The organism is Paenibacillus timonensis, assembly GCF_022427145.1.
In the GTDB taxonomy this organism is placed as follows: domain Bacteria; phylum Bacillota; class Bacilli; order Paenibacillales; family Paenibacillaceae; genus Fontibacillus; species Fontibacillus timonensis.
Map to the genome: position 1 here is coordinate 47,239 of NZ_JAKSXN010000006.1, position 22,356 is coordinate 69,594.

At 57.8% G+C, this 22,356-nt stretch carries 17 protein-coding genes and 1 pseudogene; 3 read left to right on the forward strand and 15 right to left on the reverse strand.

Features of this window, described 5'->3' with window-relative positions; translation table 11 throughout:
• Window positions 1–5 precede the first annotated feature (5 nt).
• On the reverse strand, window positions 6–452 hold the full coding sequence (locus MJ257_RS03570; RefSeq protein WP_240267942.1) for an Hsp20/alpha crystallin family protein: 447 nt from the start codon (window positions 450–452) through the stop codon (window positions 6–8).
• A 235-nt stretch (window positions 453–687) separates the two neighbouring features.
• Window positions 688–1,743: a copper amine oxidase N-terminal domain-containing protein gene (locus tag MJ257_RS03575; protein WP_240267943.1), complete on the reverse strand. Its 1,056-nt coding sequence runs from the start codon at window positions 1,741–1,743 to the stop codon at window positions 688–690.
• Window positions 1,744–1,956: 213 nt separating this feature from the next.
• On the opposite strand from MJ257_RS03575, the pseudogene MJ257_RS03580 reads away from it, so the two are divergent.
• Together MJ257_RS03580 and MJ257_RS03585 are read left to right on the forward strand one after the other, a co-directional pair.
• Window positions 1,957–2,058: pseudogene (locus MJ257_RS03580) on the forward strand (AraC family transcriptional regulator); the annotation flags it as partial.
• Between the two features lie 7 nt (window positions 2,059–2,065).
• Complete coding sequence (locus tag MJ257_RS03585) at window positions 2,066–2,410, forward strand: GyrI-like domain-containing protein (RefSeq protein WP_240267944.1); 345 nt, start codon at window positions 2,066–2,068, stop codon at window positions 2,408–2,410.
• Window positions 2,411–2,643: 233 nt separating this feature from the next.
• On the opposite strand, the gene MJ257_RS03590 is transcribed toward MJ257_RS03585, so the two are convergent.
• The 10 genes from MJ257_RS03590 to MJ257_RS03635 all read right to left on the reverse strand — a co-directional run bounded on the left by MJ257_RS03590 (window position 2,644) and on the right by MJ257_RS03635 (window position 17,221).
• Entirely contained in the window at window positions 2,644–3,498 is an 855-nt protein-coding gene (locus MJ257_RS03590; RefSeq protein WP_240267945.1) for a DsbA family protein, read from the reverse strand.
• A gap of 91 nt (window positions 3,499–3,589) precedes the next feature.
• Complete coding sequence (locus tag MJ257_RS03595) at window positions 3,590–5,728, reverse strand: alpha-galactosidase (protein ID WP_240267946.1); 2,139 nt, start codon at window positions 5,726–5,728, stop codon at window positions 3,590–3,592.
• A 36-nt stretch (window positions 5,729–5,764) separates the two neighbouring features.
• The gene (locus tag MJ257_RS03600) at window positions 5,765–6,589 is read right to left on the reverse strand and encodes a carbohydrate ABC transporter permease (protein ID WP_240267947.1); all 825 of its coding nucleotides are present in this window, start codon (window positions 6,587–6,589) and stop codon (window positions 5,765–5,767) included.
• Window positions 6,589–7,467: a carbohydrate ABC transporter permease gene (locus MJ257_RS03605; protein WP_240267948.1), complete on the reverse strand. Its 879-nt coding sequence runs from the start codon at window positions 7,465–7,467 to the stop codon at window positions 6,589–6,591. Before MJ257_RS03605 ends, MJ257_RS03600 begins: the two co-directional genes overlap by 1 nt.
• 66 nt (window positions 7,468–7,533) lie before the next feature.
• Window positions 7,534–8,832 (reverse strand): ABC transporter substrate-binding protein, encoded by a 1,299-nt coding sequence (locus MJ257_RS03610; RefSeq protein WP_240267949.1) that lies wholly within the window; start codon window positions 8,830–8,832, stop codon window positions 7,534–7,536.
• 184 nt (window positions 8,833–9,016) lie between these two features.
• Window positions 9,017–10,651, reverse strand: coding sequence for a response regulator (locus tag MJ257_RS03615; protein ID WP_240267950.1), 1,635 nt, complete (start codon window positions 10,649–10,651; stop codon window positions 9,017–9,019).
• The gene (locus tag MJ257_RS03620; protein ID WP_240267951.1) at window positions 10,651–10,884 is read right to left on the reverse strand and encodes a sensor histidine kinase; all 234 of its coding nucleotides are present in this window, start codon (window positions 10,882–10,884) and stop codon (window positions 10,651–10,653) included. The genes MJ257_RS03615 and MJ257_RS03620 overlap by 1 nt, the downstream gene beginning before the upstream one ends.
• Window positions 10,866–12,458 carry a sensor histidine kinase gene (locus tag MJ257_RS03625; protein WP_240267952.1) on the reverse strand — a complete coding sequence of 531 codons (1,593 nt, stop codon included), beginning with the start codon at window positions 12,456–12,458 and terminating at the stop codon, window positions 10,866–10,868. Before MJ257_RS03625 ends, MJ257_RS03620 begins: the two co-directional genes overlap by 19 nt.
• A 40-nt stretch (window positions 12,459–12,498) precedes the next feature.
• Entirely contained in the window at window positions 12,499–13,440 is a 942-nt protein-coding gene (locus tag MJ257_RS03630) for an aldose epimerase family protein (protein WP_240267953.1), read from the reverse strand.
• 421 nt (window positions 13,441–13,861) lie between these two features.
• Complete coding sequence (locus MJ257_RS03635) at window positions 13,862–17,221, reverse strand: tetratricopeptide repeat protein (protein WP_240267954.1); 3,360 nt, start codon at window positions 17,219–17,221, stop codon at window positions 13,862–13,864.
• 122 nt (window positions 17,222–17,343) lie between these two features.
• On the opposite strand from MJ257_RS03635, the gene MJ257_RS03640 reads away from it, so the two are divergent.
• Window positions 17,344–18,255: an AraC family transcriptional regulator gene (locus MJ257_RS03640; protein ID WP_240267955.1), complete on the forward strand. Its 912-nt coding sequence runs from the start codon at window positions 17,344–17,346 to the stop codon at window positions 18,253–18,255.
• A gap of 35 nt (window positions 18,256–18,290) precedes the next feature.
• Here MJ257_RS03640 and MJ257_RS03645 read toward each other — a convergent pair whose 3' ends face one another.
• From MJ257_RS03645 to MJ257_RS03655, 3 genes are all read right to left on the reverse strand, one after another.
• Window positions 18,291–18,659 (reverse strand): MmcQ/YjbR family DNA-binding protein, encoded by a 369-nt coding sequence (locus tag MJ257_RS03645; protein WP_240267956.1) that lies wholly within the window; start codon window positions 18,657–18,659, stop codon window positions 18,291–18,293.
• Between the two features lie 125 nt (window positions 18,660–18,784).
• Window positions 18,785–19,540 carry a DsbA family protein gene (locus tag MJ257_RS03650; RefSeq protein WP_240267957.1) on the reverse strand — a complete coding sequence of 252 codons (756 nt, stop codon included), beginning with the start codon at window positions 19,538–19,540 and terminating at the stop codon, window positions 18,785–18,787.
• Window positions 19,530–22,049 carry a glycoside hydrolase family 38 N-terminal domain-containing protein gene (locus MJ257_RS03655; RefSeq protein WP_240267958.1) on the reverse strand — a complete coding sequence of 840 codons (2,520 nt, stop codon included), beginning with the start codon at window positions 22,047–22,049 and terminating at the stop codon, window positions 19,530–19,532. Before MJ257_RS03655 ends, MJ257_RS03650 begins: the two co-directional genes overlap by 11 nt.
• Window positions 22,050–22,356 lie beyond the last annotated feature (307 nt).

The following is a 22,356-nucleotide window of genomic DNA, read 5'->3' on the forward strand; positions in this document are numbered from 1 at the left end:
GTATATTAATCGCCATCTTGAATCTGGATGCGTTTGGAGCGGGTCGGTTGCCGTTTCGGCACCTCCAGCTTCAGGACGCCGTCCTTCAAGAAGGCGCGGATCCCTTCTTCCTCGATGTCCTGCACGTAGAATCTCCGCACGTATTCGCCGTACCGGCGTTCCTTGCGGACGATTTGCTGCTTCGAGTCCTCCATGCGCTGATCTTCATGGCGAACGGCTTTGATCGTCAGGTAAGGCGCGGCATAGTCGATCTCGATGTCCTCTTTTTGAAAACCGGGCAGTTCCGCTTCGACCAGGTACGCTTGTTCCGTCTCACGAATATCGGTTCTGAAGGATACCGGCGAATGTTTCAACGGTGCAAAAAAGTCATCTTGAAACACATCGTTGAACGTCTTCGCCAGTTGACTGAACGCATCCTCTCTGTGTCTACCAAAAGGAATCAAATCAAACATCATGCATTCCCCTTTCTTTGACCTTATTTGACCTTACATCCTCATTATATGCCTCAGTCTGGGGAGTGACAAAACCGATCTACGGCGATTTTGTCCCTCGATGAGCGATTTTGCGGCATTTTTCCTCGAGTTTGGGGGCCGATCCAATGATTTGACCTTATTTGACCTTTAGACTATATCAACGGCGGTTCAAACAAAAAAGCGACCTGGGAAGGTCGCCTTTTCTAGTTTCGCGTTATGGTTGTTCTGCCGTAGTAGTTGTCGTTGTATCGGTAGTCGTCGTCGTTGTTTCTGTAGCATTAGTGGTTGTAGTTGATGTAGTTGTTGTGGCGGTTCCATCGTTCGTCGTCGTACCGGTGTTCTCGTTATAGATGACGACCGACTGGGAGCTAGGTTCCCATTGCACGACCGCTTCAAAAGCTTCGCTGATGAATCGAACCGGAACTACCGTGCTGCCGTTAATAACGGTGGCCGGCGCGTCCAGCGTCTGCTGTTCGCCATTCACGTAAGCCGTTTTGCTATTGATGATCAGCTTCAGCGTTACGCCGTCCTTCGTCACCGTGATCGACTTGTCCGCCGGGTTATAGGCGACTTCCGCCTGCAGGGCTTCGGAGATGGCCCGGAATGGGACCAGCGTGCTGCCGTCTTGTACGATCGGAGCTACGTCCGTTGTAGGCTGTTCGCCGTTGACGAACAACTTAACCCCTTTTTTCCCCAGCTTATCATACAGTTTGCCAAGCTTCTTGTACGATTCGATGTTCGTGAAGTCAGCCAACACTGCTTCCTCCTGCAGATAGACCGCATCAGTCACGCTGCCTTCTTGCTCCAACAGGTCCGCAGCCTTGGATAAAGCCGCAGCCTCTTCCTTGATTTGCGTAAGCTCCGCCTTCATCTCATCCGTGAGTTTGGCATCGTATTTCGTCAGCAGCAAATCGGCCAATACCGCACCCGCCGGCTTGTCCTTGACGTTTTGGATTGCATTCAGCAAACCCTTGTAGCCGTTGTGGCCCGGTTTCGTGGATTTTTGCGTATCCGTGGACTCTTCGCCCTCCGGGGTTTGCGTTTCCTCCGTCGCCTGTTCCTCTACGGTCCCTTGCGACGCCTGCTCTACCTTCTTGCCGTTAGCGGCCTTTTCTTGTGACTTCGTTTGCTGTGCATCCACTTGAACGCCGGCTTCCACCTTTTTCTCGGCTCCTTTGCCGTTCTCCTGCGCCGCCTTGGCCGACGCCGTGCCGGTCGTCAAGCTTAATGCCACCACGCAGAAAAATGCGATCATCCAGCTTTTTTTCATGTTGTTGTGTCCTCCTCAATGATTGTCGTTAATTGGGGTTTGTTGTTTATTACGTTGCCCTATCAAAAATTGTGGGGGGCGCCGACAAAGTTTTTGCCGGAACGCCACATGTCGGAAATCCGTTAATTCTTCCGCGAAACCTAACGGAGGAGCACCTGTGCGACCTCATCGACGAACAAGAGATCAGCCAAATCGCGGCTTGTTCCTTACGAGAAAATCATCGATATCGCCATGAGGTATGGCTATTTATCGGCGGATGCTTTTACCGTGGCCTTCAAGCGCTTACATGGGGTGACGCCGATTCAGGCCCGGAATCCGGCGCGTGACTCCTCATGGCGGCGGTACCTGGGCTGTGGTCCAAAGCGACGGCAGCAATGAAGCCATTCAGACGCTGTGCAGCCGCGCCCTGGACTTAGGGATATGCTTTGGGTTCGACAGCTATATGTATCCGGAAGGAACATGGTTGAAATTCGAGGCGAACGGCAGCATAACGGGGCAGACGCTCGGCAACGTATGGAAACGGATCAATACGGAATTCCTGCCGCAAAGCAAGTATGAGAAATCCGGTCCGACGATCGAAAAATATGCGGCATGGGATGAGGCTTCGGATACGTGCAAGGTCGAAATTTGGATCCCCGTCCAACTGAAGCCCAAGACACGGTCTTAACCCGCTTTACGGCATAAGAAAAAGGCCGGCCGATGTCCTCGGTCGGCCGGCGCTAACTTCTACCTTGTGCGCATCAGCGCCGATTTCCGGCGCGCCTTGATGTCCCTTATGCTGCCTTTGCACGATTATCCCTTTCATTCAGGAGGGCCAGGGACCCGGAGTGAGTCGAGCCCTTCTCCAGTTCTCGGCAATCTGATCAAAGGGGATAATCGTGCAAAGCGTCCGAAATGATCCTATTGCCCGCCAATCTCCGCCAGTTGCGCTTCGATCGCCGCCGACAACTCCTCGTACGAAGAGCTCGGCAACAATTCGCCGTTCACCATGAATTGCGGCGTCCCGTTGACTCCGTAATAGCCGGCGGTTTTGAAGTCTTCTTTGACCGGTAACATGTAGGCATGGCTCTTCAAATCGCCCGCGAACCGGTCGTAATCGATGCCGTCGATATTTTTCTTCACGAAGTCGAGCAAAAAGTCTGGCGTCGCCCAAATTTTCGTCTCGTCGCCTTGGTGCGCGTATAACTTGCTCTTGAACTCCCAGAACTTCTCGTTGCTCTGCGCAGCGATCGCCTCGCCCGCGCTGGCCGCCATGATCGAGTCCCGGTCGATGAACGCGTAGTTGGTAAAGAACAACTCGATTTTGCCGGTGTCGATGAAGTCTTTTTGAAGCCGGGACATGTAGGTTTCTTCCCATTTCTTGCAGGCCGGGCATTTGAAATCGGCGAATTCGATCACCTTGACCTTGGCGTCCGGTTCGCCCAAGTGCGGTTGCTTCTCATATTTCAAGCCTTCGGCGGTGTAATCGCCTTTGATTTCCGTGTAGTTCGGGAGGTCCTTCAAACTGGAACCATCCGAATCTTTGAGGAAAACGATAGCCAGCGTGATCACTAGGGCCCCGATCAAAATCAACGATATCACAAAAATCAGACCGGATTTCGCGGTCCCCCGGTCTGTTCCTTTTCCGCCCGCAGATTTGCCTGCCGTCCCCTTACCGGCGTTCTTCTTGCCTTGGGTTGTCCTGTTGTACGCCGTCTTGTTGTTCGGAGCCGGTTTCCCGCTGCCGCTACGATTGCTACCCTTGTTATGGGCCATCCGCTATCCTACCTCCATATGGATTCGTTTCGTCCTCATTCTAGCGTATGGCCCCCGGCAAGGGAGTAATATAGGTCACAGCCTTAGCTTCCTATAGACGCTTCAAGTATACTAACCGGCTGGCATAATCGCCGGCCAAGATCAGCGGCAGGCCGAGACGCATCAAGGTGGAGCCGTGCCAGACGTTGTCTGCGGCCAAGTCGGAGGCGGAGCCGACGGGTTGGGCCGCGCGCTGATCGGCGGTGTTGTCCGCCTCCGCGGTCAACTCCTCCCCCGGCACTTCCACCCGGTACCGCGCATCCGGCTCTAGGCCCTGCAGGCGCAGCCGCAGCTCCGCGTCGCCGAAATATTGCGCTTGCCGGAAAGCGAACACGGCGAAGGAGGCGAGCCGGTAAAGTTCGCCTTGGGCGATCAAATGGCGCACCTGTTTGTACAGCGACACATAACGACCGGCTTCGGCGATTTCCGACTCCGACCAGCGGGCGATGTTCGCCCCGATCCCGAGGCCGCCCAGCATGGCGCTGTGGAAGCGGAACGACAGCGGCAGCCGCCGGCCGTTCATGCCGTGCGGGGACTCCGTTACCCAGCACATCATGACGGAGGGGCTGTAGGCGTACGAGAAGCCCTCCTGGATCGTCAGCCGGTCCCGGGCGTCCGTATTGTCGCTGATCCAAGCCTGATCCGCAAACCGCAGCATGCCGAGATCGATGCGCGAGCCGCCCCCGGCGCAGGTCTCGAACTCCACTCGCGGGAAACGGCGCCGGAGCTCGGCCCATATCTCGTACAAGCTGTCGACGTGCTTGATCCACACCGATTCTTCCGTATGCTCGCGCAGCGGGATGGCACCCGGCTCCGTGATTGTGCGATTCATGTCCCATTTGATGAAGGCGATGTCGTAGGTGCTGAGCAGATCCGTCATGAACTCGAGCACGAACGCCTTGACCTCCGGATTGCCCAAGTTCAGCATCAATTGATTGCGCAGCAGCGTTCCTTCCCTCGTCGGGAATTGATATACCCAATCGGGATGGTTCCGGTACAACTCGCTGTCCGGATTGACCGATTCGGGTTCGACCCACAGCCCGAAATCCATGCCGAGCCGTTTCACCTCGTCGATCAGCTCTTGCAACCCGTTCGGGAATTTCTGTGGGTTCACCTGCCAGTCGCCGAGACCGGCCCGGTCGCTGTGACGCGCGCCGAACCAACCATCGTCGACAACGAACCGCTCCGCGCCGATCCGGGCCGCCTGTTTGGCCAACTCGATTTGCTCCCGGACGTTTACCGCGAATTCCGTCGCTTCCCAGGAGTTGTACAACACTTTCCGTTCCCGGGATCCGGGCAGCACGTCATCCCGTTGATAGTTGTGCAAATTCCGGCTCATCTCTCCGAAGCCGCCGGAGACGAATCCTCCCGTAAACACAGGAGACGTGCAGCTCTCCCCCGGTCCCAAGGTAAACGCCCCATCGAAGTCGTTGACCCCGCCGACGACGCGGACTCGGCCGAAGATGGAGGACTCCAGGACGATTTTCCAGTTGCCGCTCCAACCCAACGCGCCGAACCAGACGTTCCCGGACCGCTCGTCCGCCTTGCCGTCATCCAACGCAAACCAAGGGTTGGCATGCGCACCGGTGAAGCCTTGCCGTGATTCCAGCACTTTTTTGCCTTCGGTGAGCGGCGCCCGCCGAAGCTGGTATTCGCCGGCCCAGCGGCCGGTCACATGCGTCAGCCGGACGGACGGCTCGGCCGGGGCGGACCAGGCCGCCGCCATGACTTGATCGATTCGGACGGGAACGTCCTCTTCATTGAGCACCGTCACCGAACGTTCGATTAAATCGTATTCCTCAACGACCCGGTAGCGCAGCTCCACCCGCAAGCGATAATACGCGTCGCTCAGGCGGACGACCAAGTGGTCTCCCCGCACGCCGCTCCCGGTTTCATACCCTTCATAACGCAGCCGCAAATCGCGGACGCCGTTCTTGAACTTGACCTTGAGACAGGGCTCCGCATATAAGGTACCGCCCCAAGCTCCATACTCCTCCCATTCCCGGTTCACCTCGGCATCGAAGGAGCTGTGGTGACGGATGCGGAGCAAATCGGCGCACTCCGCGGCCTCCACCGGCTCGCCCCAATAGAGGTGCTGCACCCCTCCGTTTTCGTTGACGCCAAATACGTAAGACGCTTTTTTCGTGCGAAGTTCAAATAGGTTCGCGGCTTCCAAAACCTTAATCGGCATACGTACAACCTCCCCTTCCCGCTTTCTTCCCTAACCTCAGCCTTTGACCGCGCCGGCGGCGATTCCCTTGATGATGAACTTCTGCATCAGCAGGAAGAACGCAATGACCGGAATCATGCCCATGACGGCATAGGCAAACGCCAGGTTCAAGTCGCTGCTGTATTGTCCGAAGAAGAAATACTGCTGCAACGGGATCGTACGGTATTGGTTATCCTGCAAATACAATAATGGCAGCAGGAAGTCGTTCCAAATATATAAGGCATTCAGCACGACGACCGTCGCCGTCACCGGTTTGAGCAGCGGGATGATGATTCGGGCAAAAATACCCGGCGTGCTGCAGCCGTCGATTTTGGCCGCTTCCTCGATCTCGCGGGAAATCTGGCGGATGAACGCGGCGTAGAACAGCACGCCTGTCTGGATTCCGAACCCGCCGTAGATCAGGATGATTCCCCAATGGGTATCGAGCATCTGAAGCGTTTTGCCGAGTTTGTACAACGGCAGCATGGTGACCTGGAACGGAATCATCATGCCCGACAGAAACACCATGAACATGATGTTGTAAAACGGTTTATTCCTTCTCGCAATGGAGTAGCCGGCCAAAGCGGATACCAGCACGATCAGCACGACGGAAACCACCGTGACGATCAGGCTGTTCATGATCGCCAGCGGGAATTTCGAAGTCTCCCAGGCGTGGACGTAGTTGGCGAAATTGAGGCTGGACGGCAGCGCGTAGAAGTTGTCGAACGTTTGCTTCGCCGTTTTGAGCGACATCAGCAGAGCCACATACAGCGGAAAAAGGAACACGAGAGCCAGTGCCAGAAACAGGAGGAACGTGACGAGTTTGTTTGCTTTCATCTTCATTACATCTCGACCTCCCGTCTTCTGGAAATGGACATCTGCACGACTGTCACGAGGACGAGAATCAGGAAAAACATCATCGACAGCGCCATCCCGTACCCTCCCTTAAACGAAGCGAACGACGTCCGGTAGATGTAGGTGGACATCACTTCCGTCGCAAAGCCGGGACCGCCGTTCGTCGTGACGTAAACGAGGTCGAACACCTTCAGCGAGCCGGTGAGCACGAGCAGCAGGTTGATCGTCACGGAAGGGGCAAGCAACGGCAACGTGATGTGCCGGAACGTTTTCCAGGCTCCCGCCCCGTCGATGCGGGCGCTTTCGAACAACTCGCCCGGAATGCCCTGCAGGCCGGCGATGTAAATAATCATGGGCGATCCGACGCCCTGCCACAAAGCGATCAGGATCAAACCAAACAGGGCGTAATCCGGATTACCGAGCGGACTGGAAACCTCAAGACCGAGATGGCTCAGCAAATTCGGAATTCCCGTGCTGTAGTTATAGCTCCAAACGAAACCCGCCAGCACGATCGAGATGACGCTTGGCAGGAAAAAGACCGTCCGAAACAAGTTGCGCAAAGGCAAGAAAGCGTCCAGAACCAACGCCAGCAATAGAGACAGCACGTTAACCAGAATCGTTAGAATAATCGCATATTTGAACGTGTTCCACAGGGCGTCCCAAAAGCTCGAATCACCGAACGCTTGCACGTAATTATCAAAGCCTACGGAAGCAAAGGAATCGGATACCCCGTCCCAATTCGTGAATGAATACCGGGCTCCCATCACCAGCGGAATCACGACCGCCAGCACGAATAGAGCCATGCCCGGCAGCATAAACAAGACGTACCACATTTCATTTTTCGCCGTGCGTTTTAAAGTTCCCATCGGTTCACCCTCTCCTAAACCGGCGAAAGGCACAGGCCCCTGCCCATGCCTTCCGTCAAGTTCGCTCTATTTGTGATTCTTACTGACCCAATCGTCCATATCGGCCAGGATCTGATCCACGGTCGTTTTATTAAAGAACAATTTTTGCAGGTTCTGGTCGAACTGGGAGCGCCAGTCGATCGTCGTTTTCGCCAAATAGAGCTGGGAATCGTAGGTTTGCGCGTTATCGAAGTACGGTTGCAGGTCTTTCAGCGCCGGAGCGATATCCGTCGAGGTGCCCTTCACGTAGCTGAGCGATTTGATGTTCTCTACCCAGGCGTCCCCGCCTTCCTTGCTGCTCATGAACTCCAGGAATTTCAAAGCGGCTTCCTTATGTTTCGTCTTGCTGCCGATCGCCAGCGATGCATCCGCGTTGAAATCAAGCTTGTTGGCATTCTCGTCATTGCTGAAAGGGTACGGGAAATAGCCGAGGTCATTGTTGTAAAGCTCCGGATTCTTCTTCTCGATGTCCGGCAACGGCCAAGTGCCCATGTACATCATGCCGACATCCCCTTTGGCGAAAAGATCGACGACTCCGTTGTAATCGACGCCAAGCTGGTCCTTGTTTCCGAGCTCATACAGCTTCAGGGCATGCTCCATCGTCGTTTTCACGGCCGGATTGTCGGCGAATTTCGCTTCGCCGGTTTCGATTTTCTCGAAGAAGTCCGGTTGACCGATCAACGCCGAATTGCTTGGCATGTCGCGGGTATCCCACATCGTCAGCGTCCAGGCATCCTTCCAGCCCAAAGCGAACGGCGTTTTGCCCGCGGCTTTGATTTTCTCCGCGGCGGCGATCATGGCGTCCCAAGTTCTCGGCACTTCAAGGCCCAAGTCGCGGAAGATTTTTTTATTGTAGAACACGGCGATCGGGTTGGCATTCAGCGGCATGATGTAATTTTTGCCGTCGGTCGCTTGACCCTTCACCACATTCTCGTCGAAGTTGCTTAAGAACGGTTGGCCGGTCAAATCCATCAGGTAACCGCCGTCCGCGAACAACTGGGTGTTGAAGCCGGCGTTCAGGGTGAACACGTCGATGATGTCTCCGCCTGCCAGTTTCGTCTTCAGCAGGGTATAGTAGTCGTCGTATTTTACCGGTTGCACTTCGACTTTGATGTTCGGGTTTTGGCTTTCGAATTGCTCCACGATTTGGTTAATCTGGTCGGTGAAGTCGCTTTTGAAATGCATGAATTTGATCGTCACCGGCTCGCCGGAGTCGTTCGAACTGCCTGAACCTTGAGCGGCGTTCGTATTTCCGCCTGCATTATCCGCGGTTGGCGTTGCCGAGTTGTTCCCGCCGCCGCAAGCCGCGAGCAAAAAACTTAACATCAGGATGCTGAGGCTGATAGACATCCACTTTTTCAATTTTCTTCCCCCTCGTCTATGTCGTTAAAGTCGGTACGAAAGGCCGCGCCTGCGGGCATCCGCTCTTCGGACCCGGCATCCTTCGTCCTGTCTTTATCGTATCGGTCCGCCGCTTCCGCCGGAATAAAATAAATTGTGCGTCCAATGTTCAATTTTTTGTGTTTCCGGTTTCGCCCGCCTGGGCGTCGCGGTATTCGGAGGGGGTTTGCCCGGTGCTTTTTTTGAACACCTGGCTGAAATAACGCTGGTTCTCGTACCCGACCAATTCGGAGATCTCGCTGATTTTCCGTTCGGAGGAACGTAACAGCTCGCAGGCCTTCTCGATCCGTTTGCGCGTCACGTATTCAATGAAATTCTCGGCAGTCGCCGATTTGAACAACTTGCTAAGGTAGCTGGGATCCAAATGAAACCGGGTTGCAACGTCAATCAAGCTGATATCCTCGAAGTAATGGGCATCCAGGTAGTCGACGATGTGCCGGATCAGCTGCGATGAATCCGTTTCGCGGCGGCCCGCCCCGTACTCCTCGGCCGCATCCGCCCATCCGGCCAGAAGCCGGCGAAGCTCGCCGGGGTCGTTGACCCCTGCAACGGCGACGGCATCATATAACGCGGGATGCGTCGCGGCGATGCCTCTCATCTCCGACACCGCCGCTTCCCGAATGATGGCGAGCTCTCGCTGAACCTGGCCGATCGGGATGTCGGCGGATCGGTCCAGCCGCGCCAGGTATTCATCCAGCAGCCTGCGGAGATCCTTGGCATTGCCGGTAGCAAACGCCTGACGGATCTCCTGCGCGACAAACGACGTTAAGGTCTCCGTCTTCCGCGGCTGTTCCGGATGATCGGCCAGCGACACCGTCAACCCCGACCCATGGAAGGCTTGGCGTAGAAGGGCACCCTCGGCGGCGCGGTACGCTTCGGGCAGCTCCGCGAACCCTTCGCATACGCCGCTGACGCCGGCTAACACCTCCAGCTTGAGCGTGCGCTGAACGGCTCCATGCAGGGCTTCCAGCCATTCGAACCGCACGGGGACGCCGGCTGTTCCGGCTGCTGCAAAAGCTTCGCCTTCGAAGGAACTTGCCGGTACGATCAAACAATACCCCGTCCCCTCCTCCGAGATGAAAGCGGGCATTTGATCGTCGCCAAGAATTTCGCGCAAGATGTTATCGATGCTGAACATGAGCAACTCGGCATTGCCGTGGAAGCTGGTGCGGGCCACCTCGGAAAATCGGCGGAACCGGATCACGGCCAGCCGATAACGGATGCCCGCATCCATTTGCATCTCTCTGGCCTGCTGAAGGATATCTGCCCGATTGGCGATCCGCTGCGCCGTGATATTTTGCAGGAAAGCCCCGCGCTTCATCCGCCGCATTTCCCGGGTTTCCCTTTGCTGCTGCTGCAAGCTCATGTAGCGACGGAGAGCTTCCATCGCCTGGACCATCGATTCGCGCAGCTCCGGGACAGACACCGGCTTGAGCAAATATTCGCACGCCTGGTAACGGATCGCCGCCTTTAAATACTCGAATTGCGAGTACCCGCTAATGACGATGACCCGAATATCGCCGTACCGGTCATGCAGCGCCTCCAGAAAACGCTGGCCGTCCATCACCGGCATATTCATATCCGTGACCACGATGTGCGGCTTGCTGATTTCGATCAGTTCCAGCGCTTCTTCGCCGTTTTGGGCCTCCGCCATCACTTCGACGTCCAACGACAGCTCGCTGATCATTTTTCGTATGGATTTGCGGCCCAGCGTCTCGTCATCCACGACCATGACTTTATACATCATTCGTCTCCCCTTGTTTGTAGAGGTTGTTCTGAATCCGCATGATAAGGAATCGCCAGGGTTACCGTCGTCCCGCGGCCTGGGCTGCTGTCGATGTCGAGCCCGTAAGGGGGGCCGTAAAAGAGCCGGATCCGTTCATGGACATTCCGAAGTCCGATGGATACGCCTGAGAATACCTTAGAGGCGGGATGAGCCAAAGCCGCCCGCAAGGCCTTCAGCTTGTCCGGTTCCATGCCGGGCCCGTCATCGGATATCGAAAACCGGATATGGTCGCCTTCCCGCCGCGGGACACCTCGATTCGTACCACGCTCCGTCTCTCCTTGCCCAGCGCATGCACCATGATATTCTCGAGAATCGGCTGGAGCACGAAACGGATGATTGGGGCATCCATCAACTCGGATTGCACGTCGAACCGGGTTTTTAGCGATTCCTCAAACCGGAACTGCTGGATGTACAAATAATTGTTCAGGTGCGCCAGTTCGGCTCCGATCGTCGATTCCATGTTCCCCTCATAAAAGCTGTAGCGGAACATGTCGCCCAGGGCCCGGCACATCTCATAGATTTCGTAATCCCCGGCCAGAACCGCCTTGCCGCCGATCGTCTGCAGCGTGTTATATAGAAAATGCGGGTTGATTTGCATCTGCAGGGCCAAAAACTGCGCTTCCTTGTTGCGCAGCTGCAGTTTGTATTCCTTTTCGATCAATTCCTGAATCGTCCGGGTCATGAAGTTGAAGCTTGCGGTGAGTTCGGACAGGTCGTCATGCCAGCGATTCGTAGGCAGGGCGACGTCGAAGTTCCCTTTGCGGACGGCTTTCATCGCTTTTCCGAGATATTGGATCGGCCGGGTGATAAACTGCTGGGCCAACAGGGAAAATGCCGCGATCACCAGCATGACCAGGGCCAGGGCCGAGATGGTTATGCTTAGCGTCGTTTGCCGGTTATGGGCGAGTTCGGTGCTGGGATATACGATGTTGAGTCCGATATTGCCATGGTCCAAAGGGGAGGCGCTTATTAATAGTTTCCTGCCTTCCGTAAACTGGAGCACCTGTTCGTTGCTGTCGTTCAGCTCGGCGGGCAGCCGATACGGCCGGATCTCCGCATCGTAACTAGGATTCGTCCGGTAGAACGTTTCTCCCCTACCGTTTTGCAGCACGATCACGTTAGGTGCCCGGTTGTAGGTTTCCACTTTCTTCACAAGGTCTTTGCCCAACACATAAAACAACAGGGTCCCGAATTTCTCGCGGTAAAACGGGTCGTAAATGGGCAGCGCATAGACAAAAAGATCCTGCCTGATCGCGGGATCCTTATACGTAAACATGAGGGAATGTTGAAACGGCAGCTCCACAACGTCGCCATAATGCGGCGTAGCCCGGTCCAGGGCGATCGCGTTGTAGCTGTCGGCGCGGGACCAGCTGTCCCGCAGCGTATTATCGCTGCCGTACACCATGATTTTGATGATGTCCGCGTTGTTGTTCACCGCCAGCCGGTAATAGCTGGCCAGCGATTCCCGAACGTCGATGATGTCGGCGTCGTTATAATTGGTGCCGTATTCCATGAGGTCGATGACCCGCTTAAAGCCGTAGACCTGAAGGGCGGACGTGGAGAAGCTGCGAAAATACTCGTCCAGGTAATCGGATAAGTACTCGGCATTCTGGTCCGAGCTGCGTACCATCGCCTGCTCCAAGGAACGGGTACTGTTCTGGTAAAAGAGATAGGACAGGACCAGCAAGGGAACCAGCGAGATCAACACGGTGCTCCAGACGAGTTTGGCGCGGATGCTTTGGTTCATGAACAGTCGTTTGATCATGTCGGTTCCCCCTGAGGTCATGGATAGTAAGTTTACAAATTTAGATCAGGTTCACGTCCAGATGCCAGCGGTACACCCCGCGTGCCGGAACGATGGCGGCCTCGCCTCGGCCGACGGCATGGGCGAGTTCGTCCATGCGGCCCGTAGCCGGTTCCAGGGCAATTTGGTAGTTGCCGCCGAACCCGCCGTAGTTGGCCCAGACGGCCAAGTACGGCACCCGGTCCGCAGGGAAGCGGAACGTCAGCGCCTCGCCGGTGGCGGGATCGCTGATCCCGGCAAAGCCGGCACCGAGCCGGCCGGAGAAATAATATTTCTCCGCGAACCGGCCGGCATTGGGCTCCACCGTGCGCAGGTCGACCGGCTCTCCGGCCGCGCCGTGCGCCAGCGGCCAAGGTTGCTTGTCGCCGAACGACCCTAGCCTTCCTTCCGCGGAATAGGAGACCTCGATCTCCGTTAAATCGGCCGGTACGTGGAGCTTCATGCCCTCCCGCGCCTGCAGCAGCGGATGCGCCGCCCATAGAAAGGAGAAGGGGGCACCCGACAGGTTCGTAACGGCGTATTCGACGCGCAACGTGTCTTCGGCGGGGAAAGTATATGCTTTCTCCAGGATGTACGGAAATTGTACGCCGCCGATACGGCAGGTCAGGGCTGAGTTCGCGGCCTGGTGCTCCCAAGCCCGGGACCAGACCTCTCCGTGATCGGGGATCGTTCGGCCTTGCCAAGGCTCCTGCGGGTAAGCGCCGACGTTGATGGCCGGGAACATTTCGTCCCAGCCGCTTTCGTCGCCGGCTGCGAAGGACGTGCCGTAACCTCCGTTCCCCAGCGGTTTATCGCTCCGCCACAGCCATTCGCGCCCGGTCTTGCGATTCTTCAGCGAAACGGCCTTGCCGCCAAGCTCCGGAACCACGGTCACCGCCAGGAGGCCGGTTTCTCCCGTCCAGGCATCCCAAGCTTCCGCTTGGGTCTTGCGCCATTGTATCATTCGCATACTCCTCCTCCAACTGGATAGCCGTAAGGCGATACGTTGTTGAATTTTGCCCGCTTGCCGCGGGTTGCCCTCTCTATGCAACGTGATCTAGACCCTCTAACGCTTGTGGCCGGCGCTATTTGAGCAAAAAGGGGGGACGCTGGATCTAACGCTTACCAGACACCTTATTTGCTCATTTTATAGTAAAAAGGGGGCTCAATCGCCCCCATAAGCACGCTGATCCGCGTTAGAAAATCAAAACCGCCATTTGAAGCCAAATAAGCGTTGTGGCAAGCGTTAGCGCAAACCTACCCTCATGCCTAACCTCATGCCTTTCTTCGCTATACGCCTGCGTCCGGTTCTTCGATCCATCGGTTCGTCCATTACGGCAGGTGGGTTCCCTCAGCGGCCCGGCCCGGCCCGCCATACCGCCGGCTTACCCGCGGCACATCCGCCGATGGATCATTGCGCCCTGGTGGCTCGGCTCCATGGCCATCACTTCGTCGAACCGCTCGGCGGCCTCCTTCGCCTGGCCAAGGCCCAGCTTGCCAAGCCCCAACATGAAGCGGCAGTGGATTCCGTTGCGTCTGTTCAAGTCGTCTTCGAAGACGAGGAAATCCGGGAGCGACACGGCGAAGTAGTCGAACTCGACCTCATCGAACAGATGTTTCTCGGCATAGTCGACCAGTTTGTTGAACCGGCGTTTCGCTTCTTTCTCCACGCCCAGCTTCCGCCAAGCCAGCCCTTGGTAGAAAATCATCTCCGGCGGCTGATCGTTATAGTACATCGCGCCGGCCGGCTCCTCGAGCCCTTGCGAGGCGGCCTGCCAATAGGGCGTCGCCAGTTCAAGCCGGCCTTGCCCTTCATAAGCGCAGCCCAGGTAATACAGGATGTCGTTCTCCTGTGCCCCGGTGAGCTTGCCTTCCCCGAGATTTTCCGGATAGACGAGCGCCCGCTCAAGCAGCTCGATCGCCCGTTCGCCGTTTCCGGCCTCCAGCGCTTGCTTCCCAAGCTCGACGAGGGCAAACCGATATTGCCCGGTCACTTTGCCTTCGCCGCCCTCCCAAGGATGGAATTTCCGGGCTTCCAGCGCCCGCAAGGCTTCTTCGTGGCGGTTCAGCGTATTCTGCAGCGTGACGTATTCCAGATACAAATCGTCTCGCTTGCCCACCAGAGCGAGATGACGCTCCAGCGCCGCAAGCCGCTCCGCCGCCGGACGGCCCAGCTTCTTATAGAGCTGGTCCAATTCATAAAACACGCGGGCGTCGTCCGTGTTCAAGGCGAACGCCGTTTCCAAAGCTTCCCGCGCCGCGTCCGCATCGTCGCGCTTATTGAAATAAGCCAGCGCCAGATTGCGGTGCACGGTCGGGAACCCGGCGTCCGCCTTCCGGGAGGTCTCCCAGTGGGCGATCGCTTCGTCCGGGCGTTTCTTGTCGTACATCCAGTTGCCGAGGTAGTAATGCGCTTTGGCATCGCCCGGGTTTGCCTCGATCGCGCTTTGCAGCACGAGCAGATCCGTCAGGCTGTTCGGGAAGCAGTAATCCGCCGGCGCGGCGGCGCCTGCTTGCCGGTGGCGCGCGGCCAATTCGCCGCGTCCGGCCCGTTCAAGCGCATAGGCCAAGGTGTAATGCAGCATCGGGTAAGCCGGCGTTTCCGCGTCCGGCGCGATCCGCTGCAACACCTGCACGGCCTCGTCGTAAAGGCCGAAGCCGAGGTAATCCGCGGCCAGCTGCAAGGCGTTATGCGCGTCGTCGCGCATCAACCGCCGGAGCTCGGCCAAGGCTGCAGCGCCCGAGGCCGCATCGCCCAAGGCCAGCAGCGCGGCCCAGCGCTCATTCGCGGCGCCGAAGTCGGCCGGGTCGAGCGCCAACGTCTCGTCGGCATAGCCGAGCGCTTCCGCCGGCCGCCCGAGCTTCCGCAGCAGCGCCGCTTTCAGATGCCGCGCCTTATAGTTGCGGCTATTGCGGATCAGCGAGCGGGTGACCAGCTCAAGCGCTTCCGCGTAGCTGCCGCGGCCGCATGCGATCGCCGCCAGCGAGAAGTAGCCGCTGTCCTGCCAGGCGGCGGACCAGACGGATTTGTAGAAGGCGGCGAACGCCTCTTCGTTCCGCCCTTGCAGCTGCAGCGCCAGCCCGAGCTGGTACAGCGCCTCGCTGTCGTATGGGTTAGGGTTGCGCCAGGTCAACGACTTCACCGCCGTGCGGAAATGCGCCTCGGCCTCGGCGAACCGGCCCCGGCGCAGCATCAGCGTGCCGTAGGCCACGTTGATGCGGATGTCTCCGGCGTCCCGCTTCAAGCCTTCCAGATAATACGCTTCCGGCTCGAACGTGGCATGACGGTACTGCTCCAGGTGAAGGCCGGCCAGATACAGCTGCTCGTTCGTTTTCAGCTCTTGCGGCCGGGGCAGCGGCTTGGCGGCTTCCGGCACCTGCTCGATCGACGGCTTGGCCGTGCGATACGAAATCAGCAGCCGTCCTTCGCTGTCGCGCACCGTCACAAGCAAGTCATGCGGCTGGTCGCCTTCGTCCAGCGCGACAACCGATTTGTACGTCGAGGCCGGCGACAGCCGCACCGTATCGGATACGTAGACCCGGCGTGCGCCCTTCAGCTCCACGACTGCCCCTTCATAATCGGAGGTTGCATAAGCCAACACCGTTGCCGTACGCGCTGTCTCGTCGACCTCGAGGTTGACGGCCGCTTCGATCGAAGCGTTTTTCACGACGCCGATGTCTTTATACGGCATGAAATACTGCTTAAACGTCTTTTCCTCGTAGGGCTGCAGCCAGGTGAAATCCGGCTGATTGTCGGTATACACCCCGGTCATCAGCTCAATGTACGGGCCGTCTTCGTCCGTCAGGTTGCGGTCCCAAGCCTGGCCGAATTCGCCGTTCCCCCAAGTCCACTGCTTCTTCCCCGGGGAGATGTGGTGGTTGGCCACATGCAGCAGGCCGGCTTGCACGCCGTGGTCATACCCGCCGACGAAGTTGAAGTCGGACTTGTATGCCATGTAGGACGTGGGCACCGGGATGTTTTTGTACCGGGAAATATCAACGCCCTCCGAATAATCCATCTTGTAATACGTGCCGGTGGCGATCGGAAAACGCGAGACGTCCCGTTTGCCGTGGTCGAACACGGCGGTAACGTCCGGCGGAAACACGGACTGCGTGTGGTCATTGACCGCCACGGCCGGGTTGGCCCACCACAGGAAGGTCTGCGGCTCCGGCGTCCGGTTGTACAGCTGCGCGGAGATTTCCAGATACGCCTTGCCAGGATACAGCGTAAATCCGGCCGTCATTTTCGTACCGTACATGCGGTCGATCTCGCTGACCCAGACGGTGGCGCTGCCGTCTTCGCCTTGCTCCAGCCGGTATTCGACCGGGCCATAAGTGTTCGGCCGGTGATGCTGCGGCCAGTTGAACTCGATGCCGCCGGAAATCCACGGCCCGGCCAGGCCGACCAGCGCCGGTTTGATGACCTGGTTATAGTAAACGAAGTCGTAGTTGTTCGTCTTATCGAGCGCACGGTAGATCCGCCCGCCCAGCTCCGGCATGATTTCGATCCGAACGTACTCATTCTCCAAAATCGCCAGCCGGTAGCTGACCTCCTGCTTCTCGTCGTGAATCTTATCGATTACCGGATGGGGGTAAACCCGTCCGGAGCTGCCTTGATACACGCGTTTCTCCAAAAACATCGGGTTCTTGTCAGGCTCCCCAACCCCGTACGTCGGAATGAGCTTATCCTCTTCCCAGACCCTTACCGCGGTCGTTTGGGCGGCGCCTCGATGCCGATCGTTCATATTGAAATCCTCCCCTTCGTTGGTTGTAACGGTTGTAACCTCAATGTACCCCGGACCCGGAGGAATTCCAATTGACGAAATACGGGAGATGATGGACTATATTCTTATGAGGAGGGGATTCCGTGGATAACCAAATTCGCAAACCTGACGGTTTTGATGCGCAGAAGCTGTTCGTTCAACCGGATTATATGCTGAAAGAACTGAACAACTCCGCGCTGACCCGTCCGCTGTTCGTCAGCGATATCGGCTTTTTCCCGCAAGCGCGGCACCATTTTCGGGAGCGCCCCGAAGGGGCGGACGCTCATATTTTCATCTATTGCGTGGAGGGCGAGGGATGGGTGGAATGGAGTGAAGAACCGAGCAGCACGGAAAGGAGCTATCCGTTGACGGAGCGTCAGCTGGCGGTCGTCCCGGCAGGTACGCCGCATCGGTACGGGGCGTCGGCCGACAAGCCCTGGAGCATTTACTGGTTTCATCTTCAGGGCGAGGATACCGCGGAGCTGATTCGCACCTACGGCTTGGATCAGGGTGGCCCCGTCCGGCTGCCGCTCAGCGTGCATGCCCAACTGCTGGAGCAGTTTGAACAGTGCTACCGCCTGCTTTACGACAAGCACTATTCCCTCCCCGCGCAAATCCATGTTGCCCAGACGATGCGCCACCTGCTCAGCAGCATCGGGCTCAGCGCCGAGCGTTCGGCGCAGGCCCGCAAACGCGAGCGCTATTTCGACGAGGCGGTCCGCTACATGACCGAACGGCTGGCGGAGAGCGTCACGCTCCCCGAACTGGCGAAGCAGGTCGGGCTGTCGAAGCAGCATCTCGTGTACCTGTTCAACCGCGAGGCGGGTCTCCCGCCGATCGAGTATTTTTTGCGGCTGAAAATGCAGCGGGCCGGACAGCTTCTCGACCTCACCGGCTTAAGCGTCAAAGAGATCGCCGGTGCGGTCGGCCTGTCCGACCCGTATTATTTTTCGCGGCTATTCAAGAAAATCATGGGGTACTCTCCGACCGAATATCGCGGCATTCCCAAGGGGTAAGCCCCGGACGGCCCCGAGTCTCCAAGGCCTGGGCGTTATCCGCCGATGCGCATCAGGACCGCCTCGCGGGCCGCTTTCGTCAAACCGCCAAGCACCAGGTCGTAGGAATGATCGATCATGGCCCGCAAGTCGTCCATCGGCAGGCTGCCGTCCGCCGTGATCGTATTCCAATGCTTCTTGTTCAGGTGGTACCCCGGCTTCACGCAGGCGTGCTGTTCCCGGAGATTGGCGGCGATCACGGGATCGCATTTCAAGGAGATGCTCGCCGCCCTATCATCGGACGTGACGGGCAGCAAGGCGAACATTTTCCCCCCGACCTTCATGACCGTCGTTTCCGGGCCAAAAGGATACTCCTGGACGGCCCCTTTTTTGGACAAACAATACGCAACCAGCTTTTGATACACGACCCTTCCTCCTCACTCGCACAGGTTCTGGTGTTACTATATCATGCCGGCCAGGCAAGGAAAAGCATCGTCATGAGCTCGGAAACCCGTTATGTTCCAGAGAGCTTCCCTTTGGGTTTTACGGATCATGGCAGCTGCGCATCGATCGCCGCGGCCAGCTCCTCATAGGTAGAGCCGCTCAGCAGCTTGCCGTTGACCATGAATTGCGGCGTGCCGTTAACGCCGTAATTGCCGGCGGTCTTGAAATCCTCCTTGACCGGGAGCAGATAGGCATGCTCCGTGAGGTCTTTTTGAAACCGTTCGAAATCGATGCCCTGAATGTTGTCCTTGACGAAATCAAGCAAGAACGCCGGCGTCGCCCAGATTTGCGTTTCGTCGCCTTGGTGCTCGTACAGCTTGCGCTTGAACTCCCAGAACTTCTCGTTCGACTGCGCATAGATCGCTTCGCCCGCCCCGGCGGCCATAATCGAATCCCGGTCGATGAAGGCAAAGTTCATGAAATACAGCTCCGCTTTGCCGGTATCGAGATACTCCCGCTGGAAGCGTTCCATATAGGTCTCCTCCCACTTCTGGCAGGCGGGGCATTTGAAATCGGCGAATTCGATGACTTTGACGGGGGCATCGCGGCTGCCGAGATGCGGCTGCTTCTCGTATTTCAACCCTTCGGCATCGTAATCGCCGCGGATCTCCGTATAATTGGGCAGTCCGTTCAAGCCGGAAGCTGCGGAATCGCCGTTCTTCCAAAGCAGGATCACGGCGGCCAATACGACGATCCCGGCGGCGATGAGAGTAATCACGAATTGGGCCGATCCCGACTGTGCTTTTCCGGTTGCCTTATTGCCGGAGGGCCTCTTTGCTTTGCTGTTTTTCTTATTGGGCATGATGGGGATTCGCTCCTTCCCTTGAAGCCGGGTTCTCATTTAAATCGACAGGCTGGAGGGTCCTCGCCTTCGGATCGATTCGATACGTGGCGATTTCGAAGCCGTTCAGGCGAATCTCCTCACGAAGGCCTAGCGCCGGTATCGCGATCGCCGTCCTCCTCGCTTGACCCGTGGGTTCAAACAACCGAAGGATATAGCCGTTCCCGTCTTCCGCTTGCTTGAAGGCGCTCAACTGGACTGCCTCATCCTCCAGCTCCAACAGCTTCCCGGACAAGTCCCCCTCCCCGGACGGGAAAAACGACAACGCGTACGGCCGCTCGTTGTGCAGGGCAGCTTCGCGGTCAATGCGAGCGGCCCGGTTCTGGGCTTCGCCCGCGTTAAGCCAGAAGGTGAACCGATGCTCCCCTTGGTCGATCCGCGGCGAGAAACGGTCCTGGGCCAGGATCGGCCGATCCCCGATCGGGTGGGCGCAATAGCCCGGGCTGCGCAACAACGACAGCCGCAGTTCGCCGTCCAGATAGTCGCAGCCGTAGATCCCGTCGTTGATGCAGGTCAACATCCGTCGACCCTCCGGCGTCTCCCCAAGGACAGCCACCCATTTCTGGGCAACGGCCTCTGTGCCGTCCTCCGGCAGGTCGCTGATGCCAAAGGCCGTCTGGCCGCGGAATTGCCCGCGATTGCCAAACACGGTTGGTACGGCCAGCTTCAGCATCGTGTCCTTCTCGTTCCAATAGACGCGCAATCCGATTTCGACCTCCGTCCCCCGCTTCGGCAGCTTGTAAGTTTGAACGAGAAAAGAATCCCGGTACCGAAATACCGCCTCGACTACCGTTCGCACTGCGCCATCCTCAATGACGCGAACGGAAGGCAGCGTCGTCCGGGTGCCGGAAAAGGCGCTTCCCTCCGCCGGATCCATCAGCTCGAAGCGGCCGGCGACCTCGCGGAACGCATGGGTATCCATGCGCCACGGGTCCTCGTTATCCCGGACGGCGAGCGCCGCGAACGCCCCCGGCCGAAGCAGGGATTCGCCGCCGCGAACCCGGTATTCGTCGATCAGTCCGGTGCGGGAGTTAATCGTGACCTCCAGCTCCTCGCCCCGAAACCGGCAGGCCCCGTTCTCCTCCCGCAACGCCGGAACCGGCTTGTTGTCCAGCATTTCGATCCGGCAATCGAAACGGTTCATCGACGACGGGGCCAATTCCGCCGCAAACACGACCCGCTTGCGCCAATCGAGGTTCAGGTTGCTTTCTTCCTTCTCCGCCTGGCAAGGGATGGGCACGCCGTCCCGGCAAACGACGGGGTTCGAGAACCCTTCGCCCCAGTTCTGGTCCTCCAGCATGAATTCGCATTCGAAGGTCCCCTTGACCGGGAAGGGATGCGGATTATACACCAGCACCGGATACTCGCGGGGCCGCGCCTTCGGCTGACCGGCGGACAGGGCAAAGAAGGCCCGCGTTTTCAGGCGGGATACGGTTTCCAGTCCGTGGCTGAGCAAATGCAGCGAGGCTTCCTCGGCCGGCTGGATCGACGTCCCCGGCAATATATCGTGGAACTGCGCCGTCATCAGGTCCCGCAAGGCGGCGCGTAGCTCCTCCGCCGGATAGGGGAGGGCGTGTTGCAGCGCGGCGGCGGACAGCATTTTTTCCGTCACATACAGCTCGTTCTCGAGCCTCCGGTGACGCTGTTTGATGCGAATCATCGAGGTATAGCAGCCGACGAAGCGGGGATTCAGGTCTCCGGCGTAGGTCGGCAGCACCTTGGCTTTCGGCAACTCGCGGAAATATGCCTCCGGCGTGGAATGGACCAAATCGAATTCGCCGGGCCGCCGCATCATTTCCCCAATCCGGTCCAGGTCGAGACGGGACGGGCCGCCGCCATGATTGCCGACGCCCCACAGGATCAGGCCGATGGGCTCGTCGCCGTGACGGTTTAGCCACTCGCCGATTTTTTCATGAGCCTTCCCCAGCGCCGAATTATAGCTGCCTTCGATCTTGTGGGCCATCAACCGGCTGCCGTTATACCCTTCCCAGATAAAATCCCGCGCCAGCAGCGCCGGGAACTCGTCCGGACGCATGAAAATATAAGAATCGTAGCCCGCCTGCTGCAGGATTTGGACGAGCCCCCGCGTATGGCCAAACGAATCGAAATTGATCGCGGTCATTGGCTTCACGCCGAATTTTTCGCGGAAATACTCCCGTCCGAGCAGAATCTGCCGCGCGAACGACTCGCCCGACGGCATGTTGCAATCCGGCTGCAGGTACCATCCGCCCATGATGTGCCATTTGCCTTGTTGGACCAACGTTTGAATGCGGGCGAATAATGCCGGTTCATACTCCTCGATCCATTGGTACAAAATCGCTTCATTGTGGTTGAAGATATAGCCTTCATATTCTTCGCAAAAATCCGCGGCCGCCCGGAACGTGGAAATCGCCGCGGCGGCTCCTTCGTCCCACTCCCATTGCCACACCGGATCCAGATGCGCATTGCTAAGCAAATGCAGTTTTTTCACGTGTCTCCCCCTTGTCTTGCTTGCCGTGTTGAAGGTGATCGCCGTCCGTGACAGCGCTTTCTAGGCATGATGTTACCTCGTGCCCGGGGGAGCGTAAAGGTACCTTTGCGTTGCGCAGCGTACATTTCCTCAACTTGACGGAGTACTTATATCCGGGCGGGGGGCCCAGCCTCCTCGATCGGGTCCCAGTCAGGAGTTTAACGGTCCGGTCCGGCATAATTCAGATCATCCTCGAAACCAGAGCAGGAAGAGACTCTTAGGTCCGTCGGAGAAATTACTGCAAGAGTGCAGCAATTTTTCCAAATTA

Bases quoted from the DNA above. Each gene is read 5' to 3' on its own strand.
- MJ257_RS03570 (WP_240267942.1), bottom strand. From the start codon at position 452: ATGTTTGATTTGATTCCTTTTGGTAGACACAGAGAGGATGCGTTCAGT.
- MJ257_RS03575 (WP_240267943.1), bottom strand. From the start codon at position 1,743: ATGAAAAAAAGCTGGATGATCGCATTTTTCTGCGTGGTGGCATTAAGC.
- MJ257_RS03590 (WP_240267945.1), bottom strand. From the start codon at position 3,498: ATGGCCCATAACAAGGGTAGCAATCGTAGCGGCAGCGGGAAACCGGCT.
- MJ257_RS03595 (WP_240267946.1), bottom strand. From the start codon at position 5,728: ATGCCGATTAAGGTTTTGGAAGCCGCGAACCTATTTGAACTTCGCACG.
- MJ257_RS03600 (WP_240267947.1), bottom strand. From the start codon at position 6,589: ATGAAGATGAAAGCAAACAAACTCGTCACGTTCCTCCTGTTTCTGGCA.
- MJ257_RS03605 (WP_240267948.1), bottom strand. From the start codon at position 7,467: ATGGGAACTTTAAAACGCACGGCGAAAAATGAAATGTGGTACGTCTTG.
- MJ257_RS03610 (WP_240267949.1), bottom strand. From the start codon at position 8,832: ATGTTAAGTTTTTTGCTCGCGGCTTGCGGCGGCGGGAACAACTCGGCA.
- MJ257_RS03615 (WP_240267950.1), bottom strand. From the start codon at position 10,651: ATGTATAAAGTCATGGTCGTGGATGACGAGACGCTGGGCCGCAAATCC.
- MJ257_RS03620 (WP_240267951.1), bottom strand. From the start codon at position 10,884: ATGGAACCGGACAAGCTGAAGGCCTTGCGGGCGGCTTTGGCTCATCCC.
- MJ257_RS03625 (WP_240267952.1), bottom strand. From the start codon at position 12,458: ATGATCAAACGACTGTTCATGAACCAAAGCATCCGCGCCAAACTCGTC.
- MJ257_RS03630 (WP_240267953.1), bottom strand. From the start codon at position 13,440: ATGATACAATGGCGCAAGACCCAAGCGGAAGCTTGGGATGCCTGGACG.
- MJ257_RS03635 (WP_240267954.1), bottom strand. From the start codon at position 17,221: ATGAACGATCGGCATCGAGGCGCCGCCCAAACGACCGCGGTAAGGGTC.
- MJ257_RS03650 (WP_240267957.1), bottom strand. From the start codon at position 19,540: ATGCCCAATAAGAAAAACAGCAAAGCAAAGAGGCCCTCCGGCAATAAG.